Origin of the sequence: Microbispora cellulosiformans (genome assembly GCF_008728085.1) — a bacterium.
Classification (GTDB): domain Bacteria; phylum Actinomycetota; class Actinomycetes; order Streptosporangiales; family Streptosporangiaceae; genus Microbispora; species Microbispora amethystogenes.
The window spans coordinates 106,969-125,541 of record NZ_VYTZ01000017.1; the positions used below are offsets into that span (position 1 = coordinate 106,969).

At 70.4% G+C, this 18,573-nt stretch carries 15 protein-coding genes and 1 tRNA gene; 7 read left to right on the top strand and 9 right to left on the bottom strand.

The features are described from left to right. Positions 1 to 12 precede the first annotated feature (12 nt). A complete protein-coding gene (locus tag F5972_RS32320) occupies positions 13 to 1,923 on the top strand; it encodes an ABC transporter ATP-binding protein (RefSeq protein WP_150939137.1) in 1,911 nt (636 codons plus the stop codon). Further along, a complete protein-coding gene (locus F5972_RS32325; protein WP_150939140.1) occupies positions 1,920 to 3,740 on the top strand; it encodes an ATP-binding cassette domain-containing protein in 1,821 nt (606 codons plus the stop codon). The genes F5972_RS32320 and F5972_RS32325 overlap by 4 nt, the downstream gene beginning before the upstream one ends. 39 nt (positions 3,741 to 3,779) lie before the next feature. Here F5972_RS32325 and F5972_RS32330 read toward each other — a convergent pair whose 3' ends face one another. The 5 genes from F5972_RS32330 to F5972_RS32350 form a co-directional block, all read right to left on the bottom strand. After that, positions 3,780 to 4,964 (bottom strand): hypothetical protein, encoded by a 1,185-nt coding sequence (locus F5972_RS32330; protein ID WP_150939151.1) that lies wholly within the window; start codon positions 4,962 to 4,964, stop codon positions 3,780 to 3,782. Then, positions 4,961 to 5,602 carry an AAA domain-containing protein gene (locus F5972_RS32335; RefSeq protein WP_150939153.1) on the bottom strand — a complete coding sequence of 214 codons (642 nt, stop codon included), beginning with the start codon at positions 5,600 to 5,602 and terminating at the stop codon, positions 4,961 to 4,963. The genes F5972_RS32330 and F5972_RS32335 overlap by 4 nt, the downstream gene beginning before the upstream one ends. A gap of 6 nt (positions 5,603 to 5,608) precedes the next feature. Next, on the bottom strand, positions 5,609 to 7,891 hold the full coding sequence (locus tag F5972_RS32340; RefSeq protein WP_150939155.1) for an AAA domain-containing protein: 2,283 nt from the start codon (positions 7,889 to 7,891) through the stop codon (positions 5,609 to 5,611). A 15-nt stretch (positions 7,892 to 7,906) separates the two neighbouring features. Continuing rightward, complete coding sequence (locus F5972_RS32345) at positions 7,907 to 8,989, bottom strand: HNH endonuclease (protein ID WP_150939158.1); 1,083 nt, start codon at positions 8,987 to 8,989, stop codon at positions 7,907 to 7,909. 1,161 nt (positions 8,990 to 10,150) lie between these two features. Continuing rightward, positions 10,151 to 10,498 carry a hypothetical protein gene (locus tag F5972_RS32350; RefSeq protein ID WP_150939160.1) on the bottom strand — a complete coding sequence of 116 codons (348 nt, stop codon included), beginning with the start codon at positions 10,496 to 10,498 and terminating at the stop codon, positions 10,151 to 10,153. 223 nt (positions 10,499 to 10,721) lie between these two features. Between F5972_RS32350 and F5972_RS32355 the strand changes: the two genes are divergently transcribed. From F5972_RS32355 to F5972_RS32370, 3 genes are all read left to right on the top strand, one after another. Next, the gene (locus tag F5972_RS32355; RefSeq protein WP_191910422.1) at positions 10,722 to 11,141 is read left to right on the top strand and encodes a hypothetical protein; all 420 of its coding nucleotides are present in this window, start codon (positions 10,722 to 10,724) and stop codon (positions 11,139 to 11,141) included. 553 nt (positions 11,142 to 11,694) lie between these two features. After that, on the top strand, positions 11,695 to 11,913 hold the full coding sequence (locus tag F5972_RS32365) for a hypothetical protein (protein WP_150939162.1): 219 nt from the start codon (positions 11,695 to 11,697) through the stop codon (positions 11,911 to 11,913). After that, positions 11,910 to 12,287, top strand: a complete 378-nt coding sequence (locus F5972_RS32370; RefSeq protein WP_150939164.1) for a hypothetical protein — start codon at positions 11,910 to 11,912, stop codon at positions 12,285 to 12,287. Before F5972_RS32365 ends, F5972_RS32370 begins: the two co-directional genes overlap by 4 nt. Before the next feature lie 211 nt (positions 12,288 to 12,498). Here F5972_RS32370 and F5972_RS32375 read toward each other — a convergent pair whose 3' ends face one another. Next, on the bottom strand, positions 12,499 to 13,443 hold the full coding sequence (locus F5972_RS32375; RefSeq protein ID WP_150939166.1) for an acyltransferase domain-containing protein: 945 nt from the start codon (positions 13,441 to 13,443) through the stop codon (positions 12,499 to 12,501). A gap of 308 nt (positions 13,444 to 13,751) precedes the next feature. Between F5972_RS32375 and F5972_RS32380 the strand changes: the two genes are divergently transcribed. Then, the gene (locus tag F5972_RS32380) at positions 13,752 to 15,017 is read left to right on the top strand and encodes a serine hydrolase domain-containing protein (protein ID WP_225312089.1); all 1,266 of its coding nucleotides are present in this window, start codon (positions 13,752 to 13,754) and stop codon (positions 15,015 to 15,017) included. Positions 15,018 to 15,109: 92 nt separating this feature from the next. On the opposite strand, the gene F5972_RS32385 is transcribed toward F5972_RS32380, so the two are convergent. After that, positions 15,110 to 15,186, bottom strand: a tRNA-Ile gene (locus tag F5972_RS32385). 232 nt (positions 15,187 to 15,418) lie between these two features. On the opposite strand from F5972_RS32385, the gene F5972_RS32390 reads away from it, so the two are divergent. Further along, entirely contained in the window at positions 15,419 to 16,495 is a 1,077-nt protein-coding gene (locus tag F5972_RS32390) for a substrate-binding domain-containing protein (protein WP_191910423.1), read from the top strand. Between the two features lie 78 nt (positions 16,496 to 16,573). Here F5972_RS32390 and F5972_RS32395 read toward each other — a convergent pair whose 3' ends face one another. Both F5972_RS32395 and F5972_RS32400 read right to left on the bottom strand, forming a co-directional pair. After that, a complete protein-coding gene (locus tag F5972_RS32395) occupies positions 16,574 to 16,825 on the bottom strand; it encodes a hypothetical protein (RefSeq protein WP_150939170.1) in 252 nt (83 codons plus the stop codon). Between the two features lie 9 nt (positions 16,826 to 16,834). Beyond that, the gene (locus F5972_RS32400) at positions 16,835 to 18,508 is read right to left on the bottom strand and encodes a sodium:solute symporter family protein (RefSeq protein ID WP_225312090.1); all 1,674 of its coding nucleotides are present in this window, start codon (positions 18,506 to 18,508) and stop codon (positions 16,835 to 16,837) included. Positions 18,509 to 18,573 lie beyond the last annotated feature (65 nt).

An 18,573-nucleotide genomic window follows, 5' to 3' on the forward strand; every position in this document is an offset into this window, starting at 1 on the left:
CGGAAGGAACGCATGACCACGGAAACACGCGCCGCGTCCGCCACCACGTCTGCCACCGGGTCCGCCGGCAGGTCCGCCGCCGCGAAGCGCCGCCACGCGTTCGCCCGGCTGCTTCCCTACGCCGGGGCGGCCCCGCTGAGCGTCGCGGTGCTGCTCAACCTGCTCGCGGGCCTGCTCCCCGTCTCCTTCATCGTGGGGACGAGCGTGCTGCTGAGCGAGATCTCCGCGTTCGCCGGGGAGCGGACCGAGCGGACCGGCGGCCTCGGCGCGATCGGCACCGCGCTGGCGCTGACGGTCGGCGCCTACGTCCTCCAGCAGGTGCTCGTGCCGTACCAGGCCGCGGTGGGAGAGGTGATCGCGCGCCGGGTGGACGGCCGGTGCGCAGGCCGCCTGATGACCTCGGCCCTGACGCGGGCCCCGATGTCGGTGCTGGAGCGGGAGAACGTCGTGAGCAGGCTCGGCGACGCGCGCGACGGCCTCGGCCGCCGGCCGCCCACGCCGGGGGAGGCGGTGGCGGGCGCGCTCACCCTGATCGCCAGGTACACGCAGCTGGCGGGCGCGGTGGTCCTCATCGGGATCGCGCTCTCGCCGATCGCGGGCGCCGTCGCGGCGGCCACCGCGCTGGTGATCCGCCGGGGTCAGCGCGGATCGCTCGGACGGCTCGGCGGGCTCTGGCACGAACTGTCCGGCCCGCGCCGCCGCGTGACCTACCTGCGCGACATCGGGACCACGGTGACGGCGGCCAAGGAGTTCCGCACCCTGGGCCTGATCGACTGGCACGAACGCCGTCACCGCGCGGACGCGAAGGAGTATCTGGCGGCGCTGTGGACCGGCCGGCGGCGCATCCTGTTCTGGCCGTTCGTGCGCTACACGCTGGTCGGCCTCGCGGGCGGCTCCGTCCTCCTGATCTGGCTCGGCCGCACCGCCGCCGGCGGCGGGTTCGGCCTGCTGGAACTCTCCGTCGTCCTCCAGGCGGCGATCGTCGCGATCCGCTTCGGGGCCTTCTTCCCGGAGAGCGACGTCCAGACGCAGTACGGGCTGAACGCCTACGAGGCCCTGGCCGAGTTCGAGGAACTCGCCGAGGAGAACCGGAAGGACACCCCCCGGGGCCGTCTCACGGCCGAAGGGCTTCCCGCCCGCGGCATCCGCTTCGAGAAGGTCCGGTTCCGCTACGGGGAGGGACGGTGGGTCCTCGACGGTCTCGACCTGGAGATAGTGGCGGGCGGTTCGACCGCGATCGTCGGGCTCAACGGCGCGGGCAAGACCACGATGGTCAAACTGCTGACCCGCCTGTACGACCCGGAGGAGGGCAGGCTCGTCGTCGACGGGCAGGACCTGCGACGGTTCGATCCCCGGGAGTGGCAACGCCGGATCGCCGTGATCTTCCAGGACTACGTGCGGTACGAGCTGTCCGCCGCCGCCAACATCGGCCTCGGCGCGCCGGCCGCGCTGGCCGACCGGGCCGCACTTCTCGCGGCCGCCCGCCGGGCCGGCGCGCTGGAGGTGGTGGAGTCGCTGCCCGCGGGGCTGGACACCCCGCTCTCCCCGCGGTACCGGAGCGGACGCGACCTGTCGGGCGGGCAGTGGCAGCGGATCGCCCTGGCCAGGGCCTTCCTCGCCGTCGCGCGGGGCGCCTCGGTGCTGGTGCTGGACGAGCCGACGGCCCAGCTGGACGTACGCGCCGAAGCGGAGTTCTACGACCGGTTCCTGGACATCACCGGCGGACTGACCACGGTGATCATCTCGCACCGGTTCTCCTCCGTACGCCGGGCCGACCGGATCGTGGTCGTCGAGCACGGCAGGGTCGTCGAGCAGGGCGACCACGAAGGGCTGATCAGGTCGGGGGGACGCTACGCCGACCTGTTCCACCTGCAGGCACGGCGTTTCGGCGCCGACGACACCGGGACGGGGTCTCCGAGATGAGACGGATCGTGCTCAGCGCCGTGTTCGTGCTGCGCCTCGCCGCGGCGGCGGACCGGGCCCGCCTGCTGCGGGCCGTCGGGCTGATGACCGTCGGCTACCTGGCGACGCCCGTCATCGCCCTCGGGCTCCGGGAGTTCACGGACGCCGCCCTCGCGCGCCGGCTGGAGGCGGCGACGTGGGTCATCGCGGGCGTCGCCGTCCTGCTCGTCCTGGAACTGATGCTCGGGCACTTCGCGCATTTGTCGTACTTCGAGGTCGGCGAGCTCGCCGAGACCACGCTCAACGAGGAACTGGTGCGTCACGTCAACGGCTCTCCCGGGATGGAGCGCCTCGACGACCCCGGTTTCGCCGACAACGTGAACCTCGTCCGGGAGGAACTGGGCAACACCCGCACCGCGGTGGAGTCGGTGCTCCAGCTGGGCGGGCTCGCCCTCCAGACAGGGCTCACCACCGTCGTCCTCGTCACACTCGATCCGTGGCTGGCCCTCCTGCCGCTGGCCGCGCTGCCCTCGGTGCTGGTGGGCAGGTGGGCCCAGAACCTCCTGGAGTCGGCCAAGGAGGCGAGCGCGGAGAACACCCGCCGCACCCGCCACCTGCTCGCGCTGGCGACCGCGCCGGCCTCGATCAAGGAGATCCGCCTCTTCCACGCCGAGGCCGCGCTCCTCCGGGAGCAGGACGCCAACTGGTCGAGGACCAGCGCGGTGCTGCGGAGGGCGCACCTGCGGGCCGCCGCCCTGCGCGCGGCGGGCCAGCTCGTGTTCGCCCTCGCCTACGGCGGCGCGATCACACTGGTCCTCTGGCAGGCGGAGCAGGGCAGGGCGGGCGTCGGCGACGTGATCCTGGTCATCACCCTCGCGGTCCAGGTGAGCGTGCAGGTGGCCGGCGCCGCCACCCTCCTCACCGGCCTGCAGGGCGTGGGCCGGACGCTGGACCGGCTGACCTCGCTCCGCGACCACGGGTCACGGGAGGGCGAGCCACGGGAGGGCGGGCGTGCCACACCGGCCCAGCGGTCACCGGTGCCCCGAGCCGTCCCGGCCGCGCTGCGCGAAGGGATCCGGCTGGAGAACGTGAGCTTCGTCTATCCGGGCACCGGCAGGGTGGTCCTGGAGGACGTCACGCTGACGATCCCCGCCGGAGGGTCGGTGGCCCTGGTGGGCGAGAACGGCGCGGGCAAGAGCACGCTCGTCAAGCTGCTGTGCGGCCTCTACCGGCCGACATCCGGGCGGATCCTGGTGGACGGGACCGACCTGCGCGACCTGCCGGCCGGAGAATGGCAGGCGAGAGTGGCCTCCCTGTTCCAGGACTTCGCCCGGTTCGAGCTGCTGCTGCGGGAGAACGTGGGGGTCGGCGACGTCGCCCGGATGGAGGACGAGCAGGCGGTCCTGAAGGCCGTCGAGCTGTCGCGGGCCGGCCGGATCGTGGCGTCGGTGCCCGGAGGCCTGTCCGGGCTGCTCGGCCACGGCTACGGCCAGGGCACCGAACTCTCCATGGGCCAGTGGCAGACCCTGGGCCTCGCCCGCAGCCACATGCGCGAGGACCCGCTCCTCCTGGTCCTGGACGAGCCCGCGGCGGCGCTCGACGCCGCCGCCGAGCACGCCGTCTTCGAACGCTACGCCACCCTGTCGGCCGAGACGGGCCGGCGGTCCGGCGGCATCACCCTGTTCGTCTCCCACCGCTTCTCCACCGTACGGATGGCCGACATGATCGTCGTCCTGGACCAGGGCCGGGTGGCGGAGAGCGGCGACCACCGGGCGCTGGTGACGAGGCGAGGACTCTACGCGGAGCTCTACGAACTCCAGGAACGCATCTACCACTGACGTGCCGGGCACACCGGAGAGGCGGAACGGCGGCCGTTCTCACTCCTTGAGGTCGAGGGCGCCGTACCCGGCCCTGCGTGCGTGCCTGCGCAGGTCGTCGAGGGTGACGGCGGGGTCCGGTTCCAGCTGGCGGCAGACGCGGTCGAGGAACGCGGTCACCTCCGGCACCGTACGGCGGGTCGCGGTGGCGTAGGCCAGCGCCCGGGTGAGGACGGCCCTCGCCCGGGTGGGCACGTCGTCGCACCACAGTTGCAGGACGTGGCCGCGCGGAGCCACGTACGCGCCGAGCATCGCCAGGGAGAAGGCGCCCTTCCCGCGCGTCCCGTCCTCGCGGTCGGAGTAGCGGGACGGCGGGAGGACGCACCGGACGCTGTGGTGGTCGACCCAGGAGAGCGACCGGGGGGAGATCCCTCGTTCGCGCATCCACTCCGCGAAGTGGTCTCGAGGGTCCTCCGAGTCGGCGCTCTCCATCACGTGCGTCGCCGTCGGCCAGGAGCCGAGGATCTCCTCCAGGTGATGGTCCCGCAGATCGGCGACACCGGAGTAGACGAGCGTCCTGAGCCGCCGGCCGTCGTGGGCCCTGATGGCGTAGCAGGGCAGGAAGGCCCGGCCCACCTCCAGGACATCGAGGTTGAGCAGTTCGTCGGGCAGGTCGTATTCGCCCCGGTCGTGACGCCGGGCCAGTTCCTGGACGGCTCCGGGGCGGAAGCCGCACGCCTCCGGGAGCAGGCGGAAGGTCCGCTGGGCGTGAGCGGTGTCGCGGTCGAGGATCCGGACGCCGTGGGCGTAGTGGGCGGTGCGGAGAGGCCCGCATCGCACGCCGTCGAAGTACAGGCGCAGCCGTTCCTGCTTCTCGGTGTAGCGGCGGTCGTCGCGAACCGACCGCAGACCGCGCTCGGTGAGGAAAAGGGCGTCGGCGCTGCCGTACAGATGGCCGATGCCGCCCAGGAAGCGCAGCACCCGGTCGACCGTGTGCTCGGTGAGGCCCAGGAACACGGCGATGTCGGCACGGCGGGTGAACCCGCCCTCGGCGATGGCGAGACCGACGTACCGGTCGAGCAGGTCGAACGGGTCGCGTTCCTCGATGGTCGCGGAGAGCTCCGCGGCGTGCAGGGGAAAGGCGAGCGCGTGGATCCGTAACGGACGGATCCCGGGCAGCTCGGCGGCGTGTTCCAGCGCGCGGGTCTGGGCGTAGAGGATCGTGTCGGCCGGCGCACCGCTCACGGGTTCTCCCCGAGGCGTCGCATGATCTCGCGGTAGCTCCGCAGATCTCCCGTGGCGCGCACGTGGTCGTGCAGTGCCCCCGCCAGGTCACGGAAGCCCGGGTCGGCGGCGTTGAGGAGCGTGGAGAGATCCCCGACGAGGATCAGCCGCTGCTTGGCCCGCGAGAAGGCGACGTTGGAGCGGCGCACCTCACGGAGGAAACCGACCCTGTGGCCGGGGTTGCTGAGCGTGAATCCGAAGAGGATCGTGTCATGCTGCCCGCCCTGGAACGAGTCGACGGTCGCCACCCGGCGGGCGACGGCGTTCTCGTCGCTGACCTGCCGGGCGAGCAGGGAGGTGACCAGGCCGATCTGAGCCGCGTACGGCAGGATGATCGCCCAGTCGTCGGACCTGGCGTGGTAGTGGGCGGCCAGAAGCGTCAGCAGCCGGGCCTCGCACTCGTTGAGCCGGCTGTCCTTGGGCCAGGGTTCGTCCTCGCGGGGTTTGCGGTCGCCTCGCTGCCGCTGCGGAAGCTCCGCCGTGTCGACGAACGCCACGGGAGCGGCGAACAGGTCGTCGTGGTGGACCCGGCGCACGTCGGTCTCCAGCAGCCCGCCGTAGAAGTGCCGGGAGATGAAGCGCGCCAGGCTCTCGGGCATCCGGCGCTAGAAGCGCAGCACCTCTTTGTTCTCCTGGGGCGCCGAGGGGAACAGCAGCTCGAAGGCGCTGTCGGTGACGAGCCGGGCCAGCTCGCGGTCGCCGGGGTGCTCGGCCGCCACCCAGGCGACCAGCCGGTCGTCGGGCAGCGGCGGCAGCTGGACGTGATCGCCGACCAGGACGGCCCGGCGCGCCCGGACCAGCGGGACGAGCAGGTCCGCCGTACTGATCTGGCCGGCCTCGTCGACGATGGCCAGGTCGAAGTCGACTCCGTCGAGGTGCCCGCTTGTCGCGGTGCCGATACAGGTGGCTCCGATCACGTCGGCGTATCTGACGAGCTCGCCGTACAGCTGCTCGGTCCGCCGTTCGAGCTTTCCCCTCCAGGAGGTCAGCAGGTCCAGCCGTCTGCGCATCAGGCCGAGCGCGGAGCCCGCCGCGGACAGGAAGGCGGCCAGCCTCGCCGGGTCGGGGACGATCTCGGGGTGGTCGCCGTCGAGCAGCTCCCGTAAGGACGTGGCGACGAGCGCGGCGCGCTCGGCCCGGGATCGCTGTTCGGCCAGATCGCGCTCGTGGGCCTGACGCGCGGCCACCAGGTCGGGATGCGTGGCCCGGACGTGGTCGAGTTCGGCCGCGACCTGTGCCCGGTCCCGCGCGATCGCGTCGAGCGTACGGCGGATGCCCTCGGCCTCGGCGCCCGCCGCGGACCGGTTCGCCTGGAGCCGGGTGAGCCGGCGCCGGAAGAACAGGCCGACCAGCGGGAGGTCGGCGGCCCGCCCGGCGCGGGCCATCGCCCGGTCGAGCCGCCCGAGCGCGTGGACGCGTTGGGTGAGCAGTTCCCCGTGGTGGCTCCCCGCGTCGTCGAGGGACGCCATCCGCCGTCTGAGATCGGCGGTCACGGCGTTCTCGCGCTCGGCCGCGGCGGCGGCGCTGCGCCGCGCCTGGGCTCCGGCGTCGTCGAGACGCCGCATGTCCTCGGTCAGTTGCCGGAACAGGGCGTCCGCCGCTCCATCCGGGGCCGCGGCGCCGTAACGAGCGAGAAGGGGCTCGGTCCGGTCGGCGATGAGCCGCTGCAGTTCGGCCGCCCGCGCCTCGAGTGTCAGGTGCTCGCAGCCCGGGGTGATGCCGTCCTCCCGCCCGACACGCAGCACCAGCAGGTCCTCCGGCAGGTCCTTGAGCACGTTGTCGACCGCCCGGTTGGTGAAGGAGGAGATGAGGACCTTGCGATTCTCCTCCGCGCAGGCCAGGACGACCTGCCGGATCGTGTGCGTCTTGCCGGTGCCGGGCGGCCCCTGGACGAGCGCCAGGTCGGGAACGGCCAGCGCTTTGCGGAAGGCGCTGAGCTGGCTGGCGTCCAAGGGCTCGCGGGGCCGGGCCCGGAGCGCCGGGGCGAAGGTCTGGAACCTGCGGTCGACCAGCGCCGTCAGCAGCAGCGGGTTGCGGGCGCGGCCCTCCCGCAGGATCTCGATGGCCTCGCGTTTCTTGTCGTAGGTGATGAGGTTCGGCGTTTCGGCGAACGCGCCGCTCTCGGGGATCCGGGCGAAGTCCACCGGCCGTTCGAACCGCACCGTCGCCACCGCCTCCTCGATCCGCTCGATCCGGCCGCGCAGGTCGGGCTCGCCGTCGATGTGGACACGGGTGCCCGGCGTCAGCCGGTTGGCGTCGATGAGCTGGAAGGAGTGCACCGACCGGGCGGAGCGGCGGATCGCGGCCACCGGGGTGACCCGCCGGTACGGGACGAGCCGGCGGGCGTCGCCGGCCGACGCCTCGATGCGCCGCCCCTGATCCACCAGGATGGTCAGCCGGTCGAGATAGGCGGCATGGGCGGGCCGGAACGTGGGCTCTTCTTCCCTCGGCGGCGCGCCGACGCCCGCGCTCCAAGCGGTCTGGATCGCCGGCCAGCCGGAGGAATGACGCAGGGCGTGGGGGCTGTCGAAGACCTGCCAGCGCCCGGCGCGCAGCTGAAGGGCGCCCCGGACGATCTGGTCGTGGTCGTCGAAGTGCATCGGATGGATGCCGCCGACCCAGTAGCCGCGCAGGTCCCGAGTCGGGAAGAGCATGAGGGCGTACCGGCCGTCGACATAGATCTTGAGGAAGTCGTCACGGCCTCCCCGGCCGCGCTCCAGGCGGGCGGGGACGAGATTCCGTGGTCCTGCCGCCCACAGGTCCCGGCCGATCCCTTCCATTCCCGGCAGGAGGGGGTGGCGCTCCCGCTGTTTGACCAGCGTCCCGGGGAACTTCTGCGACCAGACCAGGCCGACCTCGGGCCCGAGGTCGACGATCCTTCCCTCCACCGTCTGCTCCTTCGCTCAGATGCGGAGACCTGCGTAGAGCTCCAGGACGTCGCCGCGTGCGGCCGGGTCAGATGACAGCGCCCGATCGAGCGCGCGGGCGAAGCGCTCCGGCACGGCGGGGTTCAGGACCCCGGCCGAGACGAGTGGTACGGGCGGACGCCCCGTCACGATCACATGGATCAGCTCGGCCAGCCGGCGGACGTCCTCGGCGGGTTCGGCGGGGCGTGAGAACGCCTGGCCGGCGTCACGCAGGAACAGCGACCCCGTCCGGTCGGTCATGACCGAATCGGGGCCGAGGGCGCCATGGGCGAGGCCCCTGGCGTGCAGGGAGGCCAGCCCGTCGCACAGCCCGGCGACTCCGGCGCCGAGCACGCGCACTGCCTCGGCCTCCCGGCCCCGGCCGTCGTAGAAGCCGGCCAGGGTGGTGAAGGACGGAACCGCGGTCACCAGCACCGCCGTCTCCGGCGTCACGGACGCCGCGACGCGTGGCGGCAGGCCGGGGAGCGCTTCGGCGAGCAGACCGGCCTCCTCGGCCAGAGCGGAGCGCCATTCCAGCGCCTTCGGACCTGGCGATCCGGCGGCGATCCTGCGAAGCCAGACGTGACCGCCGTCCGGCGTGAGCGCGAACGCCCGGGACACGATCGCCGTGCCGTCCGCGATCCTCTCCTCCTCGGGATCTCCCGCGACGTGGTAAATGGTGCCTTCGATCTCGACGGTGTCACCGATGCCCGCCGGCTCTCCGGCGGGTGCCCGCTCCGGCTCCGGACGCGCCCGTCCGACGAGCACCCATCCCTCATGCTCGGCCTTGATGCCGCGCAGATACGGCTCCGGCCACAGCCCCGGCTCCTTGTCGATGGTTCGATGACAGCTCGGGCACAGCAGCATGAGATTGTCGAAGCCGTCGACGTCGGCCGGCCTGGCCGCCTCCCGGCGGGGCCCGTCGGGGGAGTGCGGCGCGATGTGGCCCATCTCGCCGATATGGCGGGTGCCGCCCTCGATGTCCAGAGGCCTGCGGCATATGGTGCATTTTCGGTCGGTCGCGTCGAAGAGCGCGCGCCGAGTTTCATCCGGAATGCGCCTGCGCTGAGCTTGCGCCACCCGAAGATACTAGCGATCCGAACGCGCCCGGATCCGACCGTTCCACGAAACCGGAGCGATTCAGTCGTACGCGACCGGCCTCGACAACCAGGTCTTACTCGGGCAGATCGAGGCCATAAGCCTTCAGTGCCTTCCGACCTCGACGGACACATTCTTCCGCGGATTCCGCGTCGACTCGAACAACCCATCTCTCCTGGCTCTGGCCTCCACCGCTGGCGTGCACTACGGCTCCCCAAGGCTCCCACTCGTGTGTGGCTGACTTCGACAATGGTGTCGGCGCCGATGACGAAATCGGCACCCACGGAATGGAACACAGGGTGAGAATCGCGCGGTCCTGCGCGATCCAGGCGGGCGTCAGACGCGCAGGACGGTGACCTGGCGGCCGGAGGGAGTGGTCGTCTGCTCGAAGCCGCCGCGTTCCTTCCAGGGCGGGGCCCCGGGGCGGCGGTCGAAGATGACCAGGACGCCGGTGGAGAGGGTGAGCCGGTCCAGTAGCGGTCGAGCTGGGCGAGGCCGTCGGGCAGCGGGTCGGTTTCGCCCGCTCGCCAGACCTTCAGCTCCATGCCCTCCTGTTGCGTCAGCCTTTCGCCGCCGGGGCCGGTGTAGGGCCAGCGGACCAGCACGTCCAGGCGCTTGGTCCCCGCAGCGTATTCACGATCGAGATAACCTCCGCCGTTCACCAGCCGGTGCAGGAAGGCCATGAGGATGATCTGACAGGCGGCCTCGTGGTAGCCCTCCTGCCGGACGAGCACCTCGCCGTGCTCGCGCCAGAACACGACGGATGCCTCCAGCAGGCGCGGCAGGTTGAATCGCGAGCGCGTCGGCCTTGGCGGCAGCGGAGCCGACGACCGGTCGCCGGCGAGCCGGTGCACGCGCTCGACGTCCTCGACGGATACCCCGAGCCCGGCGGCGGTGTCGTCAAGATCCAGGTGGATGACCCTATAGGCCGGTGGGCGTCTTCCACAGCCCCGTACCGCTCGCGGGGGTGTCGGTGAGGTCGGCCGTCGTCCGAGGCCCCTGACCCCGAATCCCCCGAAAGCCGAGACATGTCCGCTGGAACCTCCAGCGGACATGTCTACCTTGCTGACCTGTCGCTACCGCTGTGACGAGGTGCTCTTCCAGGAGAGCGCTCAGCGGCGTGGGCGAAGCGGCCCGGCCGAATCAGCTCTTCCAGTCCGAGCAGCTGTAGTCCCACTCAGACCAGTATTCGCAGAGAGAGATTCTCCAGACGTCCTTGGACAGGCTCGCGGTCGACCCGGGACCCGGCCCGGTGTCGAGCGTTCCGCCGCTGCCGTCGTAGTACTGCCAGCGGAGCTCGGCTTTGTCGGCACTGGTCCAGACCCAGACCCAGGCCGCGGCTCCGTTGCCGGGATTGTTGTCGAACTGAGCCTGGCTGTGCTTGTAGTTGACGGTGGATGCGGCTGCGGCGGGTTGCGTTGTCAGAACCGTGCCGGCGACGGTCACCATCATCGCGACAGCGGCGGCGCTGCCCAAGCGGCTGAGAGTCATCGTGCCCTTCCCTGGATCTGCCGGCGGCCTGTTGCCACCGGTTCGCCATTCAAGACAGGGCGGCTCCCGAATATGTGACAAGCGCCGCGAGAGCCATGCTGCGGTGGTCGCGCGGCGCAGCAGAAGCGGTTCTGTCCGCAGAGGTCCGGCGAACCTCAGCAAGCAGTGTGAACGCCGTCGGATCTTCCGGACTGCTTGTTATCCTCTCGATGGAGGCGGTTCAATGCACAAGTACGGTCGTGACGAAGAGACGTGGGATCAGCTCGCGGAGGTCGGGCTCGAATTTCTCATCGAGCGCGCTCAAGGCTCCGGCAACACGTCGTACGCTGACTTCAACGACGCTTTGGTGGAGAGAACCGGCCTTCCCGGCTTCGATTTCGAGCGGGCTGATCAGCGAGCCGGCATCGGTTACCTCTTAGGGCTGATCGTGACGAGGAATTATCCAGAGACCGAGCTGATGATCTCGGCGCTCGTCACGCATAAGGGCGGGACCGACCCAGGGGGCGGATTCTACGCCCTGGCAACGGAACTCAAGCTGCTCCGGCCGGGCGCTTCGAAGGCGGAGAAAGACGCCTTCTGGGTGGATCAGTACATCCGTGTGCAGAAGTACTATTCCAGGGCTGGCCGGCCTGGCCCTTACTGAGTCTCATCAGGTCATCGATGACGTGTTCGCCCTTCGCCTGTCCTGGGACGCTCGACGTATGGAGCGCAAGCCGTGGGGGACCGGAGACGATCGACACAAGCTGTCCGATGGCGACCGTTGCGCACCTCCAGGGCGTGGGTGGCGGAGTTGACGGTGTAGAGCCGCTTGGCCACCCCCTCCGTAGGCCTCGTCGTGCGGCACGACGTTCAGCAGCGGTCCCGTCGTCCGGGACCAGGACCACGCCGCGCCAGAACTCGGTGATGCGGATGGTGCGCATCCGCGGGGTCCCGCGCGTTCATCACCGACTCCAGGTGCAGGCCCTTGTCGGCCTACAGCTCGGCGATGGAGATCTGCTGGAACTGTTTCATGGCCTTGTGCACGTCCGCCTTGACCGGCGCGAGGCTGATCACCAGGATGCGGGTGAACCGTCGGACTGAGCCAGCGATCTCGCCTGATTGCGATGGATGAGGGCTGCTTAGCACTAGGAAGCAACCTCCTATCTCACTAGGAGGTTGCTTCCTAGCGGGATTTGGCCGAGGGCCTTCCCCCACACATGCGACAGCTCGCCGAGGTGGCCACAATCGTCGCTGCCGCAGGTGCCACAGCTGACTGGCTGTACCACCTCAAGGGCGAGATGTGCGCACTGCGTGTGATCAAGGAGGGCGTCATCTCGGTTCCCGTCATGATTCCTGCCGACCCGGATCGCGACCCGGAGCTCTTTCGCGAAGCCCTCAAGCGGCTGGAGGCGGTCGTAGAAAGGATGAGCCAGTGAGCAAGACGATCACGTATGTCGTCACCTACGAGAACCGGCGGTGGGTGTCGCGCTGCCCTGCCGGCGAGGTTGAAGGAGTCGGTGTGGCAAGCTCCTTGTCCCAACTAGAGCGTGACTTGGCGGAGATTCACGCCTGGGCATGGCCTGAGGAGACTCCTGCGGTGGAGTTCGTCTTCGATCTTCCAGAGGAGGTGGCGGGGGTGGTGGCGGAATACAGGCGCGAGAAGGAACTTGCCGAAGCGCATGCCAAGCGCGCTGCGGAACTAGCGGTCAAGGCCGCGAGAGTACTGACGAGCCACTGGTCGGAGCCAGACACGGCACGCGTCATGGGTTTGTCCAAGCAGCGTGTCCACCAATTGAAGGTGAACGCCTGACGGTTGTCAGGGACGCGCAGATCATTGAGGTACGGTGGCGATTCTACGCGGACGCGCATCTCGCAATCATGGTCGTCGGATCTCAGCAGGGTCCACCCGGAACCTTGCCGGAACCCGCTGCTCCGAAGATTCTCAGGCGAGCCTGGACCAGCGCCTCGTCGGTGAAAGGTCCATGCTGTTGGTATCCGGGAGACGGAACCTGGAGGTGTGGCTAGATCGGGAAGCGGCCGCGGCGCCAGTGCCAGTGGCGGCCGGCCTTCAGGTGGTCGACGATCGCGCGCTGGAGCACGGTGCGGCGCGGCAGCTGGTCGAGCGGCGTGGTCAGGGTGCGGAACACGAACCGCAGCACCTCGACGTCGGCGTCCAGCCCTTCCGGCTCCTCGTACGGATCCAGCTCGAACCTTCGCTGGAATCGGACGATGTTGGAGTCCTCGGGCAGGTACTCCAGCAACTGCGGGTCGAGCAGCCACGAGCCGCAGGAGAACGCCGTGTAGCGCTCGTCCGGAAAGTGGCGCGGGAAGAACGCGCGGGCCTCGTCGAGTGACGCCGCGACCGCCTCCGGGGTCATCGGCCCCGACTCGAAGATGTGCACGCCGATGTCGGTGTCGCCGCGCTGGTACTGCAGCCGGCCCAGCTCGTAGACGCTGCCGCGGGCGTGCAGCGTCAGCCAGCTCTGCATGACCGGCCAGCCCTCGCGGTGCATCCGCCGGTCGACCGCGAGGTTGCGACCCAGGTCCGCGAGGGTCGTCCACGACACTGCATCGGGGATGCCGTGGTCGCGGTGGTACCCCCTGACGACGTCGACCAGGGCCAGGTACGCGTACACGTAGAGATGCCGCCAGGCGGGGCCCCGCTCGCGCGGCAGCTCCGGACCTGGCGAGAGCCAGCCGTGCCCCCCGAGATCGGCGCGGACCAGTGCGATCGAGCGGTCGAGCAGCCAGCGCAGCTCCGGAGTCCACAGTGGAGATCCGGGGTCGGGCCAGCCGGCCATGATCTCGGCGGCGTCGTCCGGCCGCACCGCGAGCCGGTCGAGGATCGCGGGCGCGTCGGCCTTGGCGGGCAGCGGAGCCGACGGCCGGTCGCCGGCGAGCCGGTGCACGCGCTCGACGTCCTCGACGGATACCCCGAGCCGGGCGGCGGTGTCGTCAAGATCCACGCGGACGACCCTACCGGCCGGGGACGTCTTCCGCGTACGCGCGAGCGACCCCCGAGCAACCATGCGTCAGGTGGAGACGTGGGCGGAGCCCGGGGGTCGAGGAACGAGCGTGACGGATCGCTACTCCACACGATGTAGCCGGGCGGGGACTACTTCCCCGGTGCCGGCCTGAGATGTCTTCCTGTGCAGGACGATCTCTGACCAGCGCGAGGGGCACGATGAACGGGCCCCGGCCGGGTGAGGCGGGGCGTCGGAAAGCATGGGGGACAGTCCCCGGCGTATCCATGGATCACGAGAGGACGAACGGCGTGAAGATCGGACTGATGGCATGTGCAAGCGTGGCCATGCTGGGTGTCGGCGCGGGCGCGGTGACGGCGGTGCCCGCGACCAGCGAGACGGCGGTCGTGCCGGCCGGCGCCACCCGCTCGGTGACAGGCGTCGACCCCGCGAGGCTGACGTCCGCCATGGACGAGGTCCACCGCGCGGGGATGCCCGGTGTGTTCGCCGAGGTGCGCTCCGAGGGCCAGGTCTGGCGCGGTGCCTCAGGGGTGGCCGATCTGGAGACCGGCCGTCCTGTAACGCCTGGCATGCTGCATCGCGTCGGCAGCCTCGCCAAGACCTTCGTCGCCGCCGCGGTCCTGCAGCAGGTCGAGAAGGGGCGAGTCGAGCTCGACGCGCCGATCGGCCGCTATCTGCCGCGCCTGGTGCCGGGCGAACGCGGCGAGAAGGTCACTGTTCGGATGCTGCTCAACCACACCAGCGGCATAGCCGAGTACCTCGGCTATGCGTTCCCGTCCCTCCAGAAGTTTCCGTCTCTACCGGACATGTCGCCCAAGAGCCTGGACGACAACCGGTTCAGGCGGTTCACCCCGGCCGAGCTGATCGAGATGGGACTCAGGGCGCCCGCCGTCGGCGAGCCCGGAGGCTCGCCGGGGGTGTACGCCAACACCAATTACCTGATCCTCGGCGAGCTCCTGGAGAAGGTGACCGGTACCACCGCCGAGAAGTACATCACCCGGAACGTCATCAGACGCGCCGGGTTGCGGCACACCATGTTTCCGGCCGGGCCGCGCGTCAGGGGACCGCACTCACGGATGTACGAGGCGTTCTTCGGCCTGATCGACCCGCCGCGCGACTACAGCGTCTACGACATGTCCTGGACGGGGATAGGGGCCTCGCTGGTGTCGACGATGGAGGATCTCAACCGCTTCTACGGCAAGCTGCTCGACGGCAAGATCGTCAAGCCGTCGTCGCTGGCCCAGATGCAGCGGACCGGCCCTGTCATCAGCCAGTCCGGGCAGATGATCTCCTACGGCCTCGGCCTGCACGAGCTGGAGATCCCGGGGTGCGGCACCTTCTGGGGCAACGACGGGACGGTCTGGGGCGCCGAGACGCAGTCCTGGATCCGCGCCGACGGCAAGCGCCAGATCTCCGTCGCGATGAACCTCGTGAGATGGAACACGATCGATTCTTCGGGAAGGCCGCAGCCCCACCCCATCGATGACGCGCTGTCGGCTTTCAAGCGGCAAGCGCTGTGCGGCGACGAAGACGCCCCAGCTGAGAACGCCTCGTAAGAAATAAGGCCGCTCATCCTCCGGCGGCTGCGTTCCCGCCAAGTGGACGACGGACGAACGCGCAGGTCGGACCGCTGATCGCTGGTCGTACGTGGTAGGGCGGGTGGGACTTGAACCCACGACCCACGGATTATGAGTCCGATGCTCTGACCGGCTGAGCTACCGCCCCGCAATGGTGGAGTCTCTCACAACTTAGAGCAGGAGGGGATGCGCGCACGGAGGGGAGCCACGCCCTTCGGCCCTCGGCGTAATCCCCGCCTCTGGTGATCGTCTGGTGCTGGTGCCGATGGGCGTCGCGGGAGTTGTGGGGCAATTGTCCGGGTATGGGGTGAGGGATGTGGTCAGGCTCCACACACGACGGCTCTGCGAAACGTGGCTCCGCAACGGATCGGGGGTGTCCCGTGGGGAGACGGCTGGCGGGCGTCTGCGTGCTTCTCCTGGCGTCGGTCGCGGCGTGCGGACAGCGAGGGGAGGAGCGGGGAGCGGGCCTCGGCGCCGTCGGGGCCGTCCGCGAGGGCTTCACCGTCGGCCTGCTGCTTCCCGCCGAGGGCCTCGAGCGCGCCCTGTTCACCCGCGCCTTAACGGCCCGCTGCCCACGCTGCCGGGTCGAGTACGCGAACGCCGCCGGTGACCGGGCCCGGCAGGGGCGGCAGGTCGGGCGGATGCTGGCGGACGGCGTCCGGGTGCTGGTCCTCGGCGCGGTGGATCCCGGGTCCGCCGCGCCCTGGGTCGCGCGGGCGAAGCTGGCCGGGGCGAAGGTCGTCGCGTACGGCCGGCTGGCCGACGGGCCGGTGGACGCGTACGTCTCGACCGACCCGGCGCGGGCCGGCCGGTCGCAGGCCCTGGCCCTGCTCGGCGCGATACAGCGTCCCGGCAAGGGCCCCGGGAAGGGCCCCGGGCCCGTGCTGCTTCTCAACGGTCCGCCGGGCGATCCGTACGCGGTGGCCGTGAAGCGCAGCCTGCACGCGGTGCTGGACGGCCGCGTGACGATCGGCTGGGAACGGGACCTGGCCCGGCCCGGTGACGCGGCGCGCGAGGTGGTGGCGGCCCTCGCGGCGCTCGGCGGGCCCGCGAAGGTGGCCGGCGTCTGCTGCCCGGGCGAGGCGGCGGAGGCGGTCGCGGCCGCCCTCGCGCGAGCGGGCGCGGCCGGGGTCCCGCTGGTCGGCCAGGGCGGGCGGACGGGCGGCCTGCGGCGGGTGAGCACGGGCGCGCCGACCGCCACCGTGACCGTGCGCGCCGACGTCGCCGCCGAGGCCGCCGCCGCGGCGGCGCTCGCCGTCGAGGTCGCGGGCGGCAGGACCGTGTACGGCACGGCCACCGTGTCCAACGGCACCACGGCCTCGATCCCGGCCGTGCTCGTGCCTCCCGTCGTCGTCACGAAGGACTCCGCTGCCGCGGTGCCCCGGGGAGCCGGTCCCGACGCCGCCGGCGCCGCCGTTCCCGAGGGCGCCGCCGGAGTGGTGGTCCGTCCGCGCTGACCGCGTCACCGGAGACGACGAGGGCCGCGGTCGAGACGACCGCGGCCCTGTGTCCCAAGGAGCCAAGGGGAATCCTGCTCACTCCTCGTCGTCGGAGGAGGCGTCGGAGGGCGCGGGGGCGTCGGCCGGGCGCAGACGCTCCCACAGCAGGAAGGCGCCGCCGACCACGAGCATGGCGATGCCCGTCCACAGGTTGATGCGGATGCCCTCCGCCTTCTGGATCTCCTCGGCGCCGTCGAACAGGCCGGTGACGGTGAGGATCAGTCCGTACAGCAGGAACAGACCACCGATCACGCGGCGGATGTCGAAGAGCCGTTGCGGGGCGGCCATCAGAACCTCCTACAGGAAGGGCAGGTAGAACGCCGCGGCGAGGACGACCGCGCCGGCGCCGAGGATGACGGGGGAGCGGTACCAGGCGGCGTCTCCCGCCAGCGCGTCGTCCGAGAGGGACGCGTCGCTCAGGCCGTAGACGAGCCCGCGAAGCTCGCTCTGCGGCTTGGGGGTGGTGACGAGCGTGACCACGACCGAGACGATCGCGTCGACCACGAAGGCGATGCCCGCGCCCCAGAAGCTCGCGTTCAGTTCGGTGCCGAAGTCGAGCACACCCGTCTTGTAGAGGATGTACGACGCGAAGGCGCAGACGGTGCCGCTCAGCAGGCCCCAGAAGCCCGCCCACGCGGTCATCCGCCGCCAGAACAGGCCGATGATGAACGTCGCGAACAGCGGGGCGTTGAAGAACGAGAACAGTGACTGCAAGTAGTTCATGATGTTGCTGAACCCCGCCGCGATGAACGCCGCGCCGATTCCCGCGACGATGCCGCCGGTGGTGGCGATCCGGCCGAGCCGTACGTACCACTCGTCGGAGTGATCGCCGTTGACGTGCGACTTCCAGATGTCGTACGTGAAGACCGTGTTGAAGCCGCTGATGTTGGCGGCGACTCCGGCCATGAACGACGCGAGCAGGCCGGTCACCGCGATGCCGAGCACGCCGTTCGGCAGGAACTCGTTCATCAGCAGCGGGATCGCCTCGTTGTACGTCGGCCCGCCGTCCTTGCCCAGGTTGCCGAACAGCACCACCGCGACGAGACCCGGGATCACGGTCACGATCGGGATCACGAGCTTCGGGTACGCCGCGACGATGGGGGTGAGCCGGGCCGCGTTGGTGTTGCGGGCCGACAGCGCGCGCTGGACCTCGGCGAAGTTGGTGGTCCAGTAGCCGAAGGAGAGCACGAACCCGAGGCCGAGGACCAGGCCGATCCAGTTGGCGCTCATCGGGTTGTCGGTGCCGCTGGTCTGCGCCCAGGTGTGCAGGCCGCCCTCGCCGAGCACGCCCTGCTTGACCTTCTCGCCGAGGCCGGAGAAGCCGCCGACCCGGGTCAGGCCGATCACCACGATCGGCACCAGCGCCGCGACGATCACGAAGAACTGCATGACCTCGTTGTAGATCGCCGAGGACAGGCCGCCGAGCGTGATGTACGCGAGCACGATCGCCGCCGCCACGATGATCGAGACCCACAGCGGCCAGCCGAGCAGGGCGTCCATGACGAGCCCCAGCGCGTACAGGTTGATCCCGGCGATGAGGATCTGCGCGAGGGCGAACGTCGAGGCGTTCAGGAGCTGGGTCGCGCCGTTGAAGCGGCGGCGCATGAACTCGGGGACGCTGTGCACCTTCGACCGGTAGTAGAACGGCATCATCACGACGCCGAGGAACACCATCGCGGGAACCGCGCCGATCCAGTAGTAGTGCACGGTCATCAGGCCGTACTGCGCGCCGTTGGCGGCCATGCCGAGGATCTCGGTGGCGCCGAGGTTGGCGGACATGAAGGCGAGGCCGGTGATCCAGGCGGGAAGCGCGCGGCCCGAGAGGAAGAAGTCCAGGCTCGTCCGTACGGCCCGCCTGGCGGCGAAGCCGATGCCCAGTACCACGAGGAAGTACAGGGCGAGGATCACATAGTCCAGGAGATTGACGTCGAGCCGCAGATCCTGTGCGGCCAGCAATTGGGCATCAGGCACGCAACGCCAGCTACCCGCACGCCTCCCCGTTTCACAAAGTGGGCTCGCGTATACCCAATCGTGAC

Bases quoted from the DNA above. Each gene is read 5' to 3' on its own strand.
- F5972_RS32335 (WP_150939153.1), bottom strand. From the start codon at position 5,602: ATGCCCGAGAGCCTGGCGCGCTTCATCTCCCGGCACTTCTACGGCGGG.
- F5972_RS32365 (WP_150939162.1), top strand. From the start codon at position 11,695: ATGCGACAGCTCGCCGAGGTGGCCACAATCGTCGCTGCCGCAGGTGCC.
- F5972_RS32350 (WP_150939160.1), bottom strand. From the start codon at position 10,498: ATGACTCTCAGCCGCTTGGGCAGCGCCGCCGCTGTCGCGATGATGGTG.
- F5972_RS32320 (WP_150939137.1), top strand. From the start codon at position 13: ATGACCACGGAAACACGCGCCGCGTCCGCCACCACGTCTGCCACCGGG.
- F5972_RS32325 (WP_150939140.1), top strand. From the start codon at position 1,920: ATGAGACGGATCGTGCTCAGCGCCGTGTTCGTGCTGCGCCTCGCCGCG.
- F5972_RS32395 (WP_150939170.1), bottom strand. From the start codon at position 16,825: ATGGCCGCCCCGCAACGGCTCTTCGACATCCGCCGCGTGATCGGTGGT.
- F5972_RS32355 (WP_191910422.1), top strand. From the start codon at position 10,722: ATGCACAAGTACGGTCGTGACGAAGAGACGTGGGATCAGCTCGCGGAG.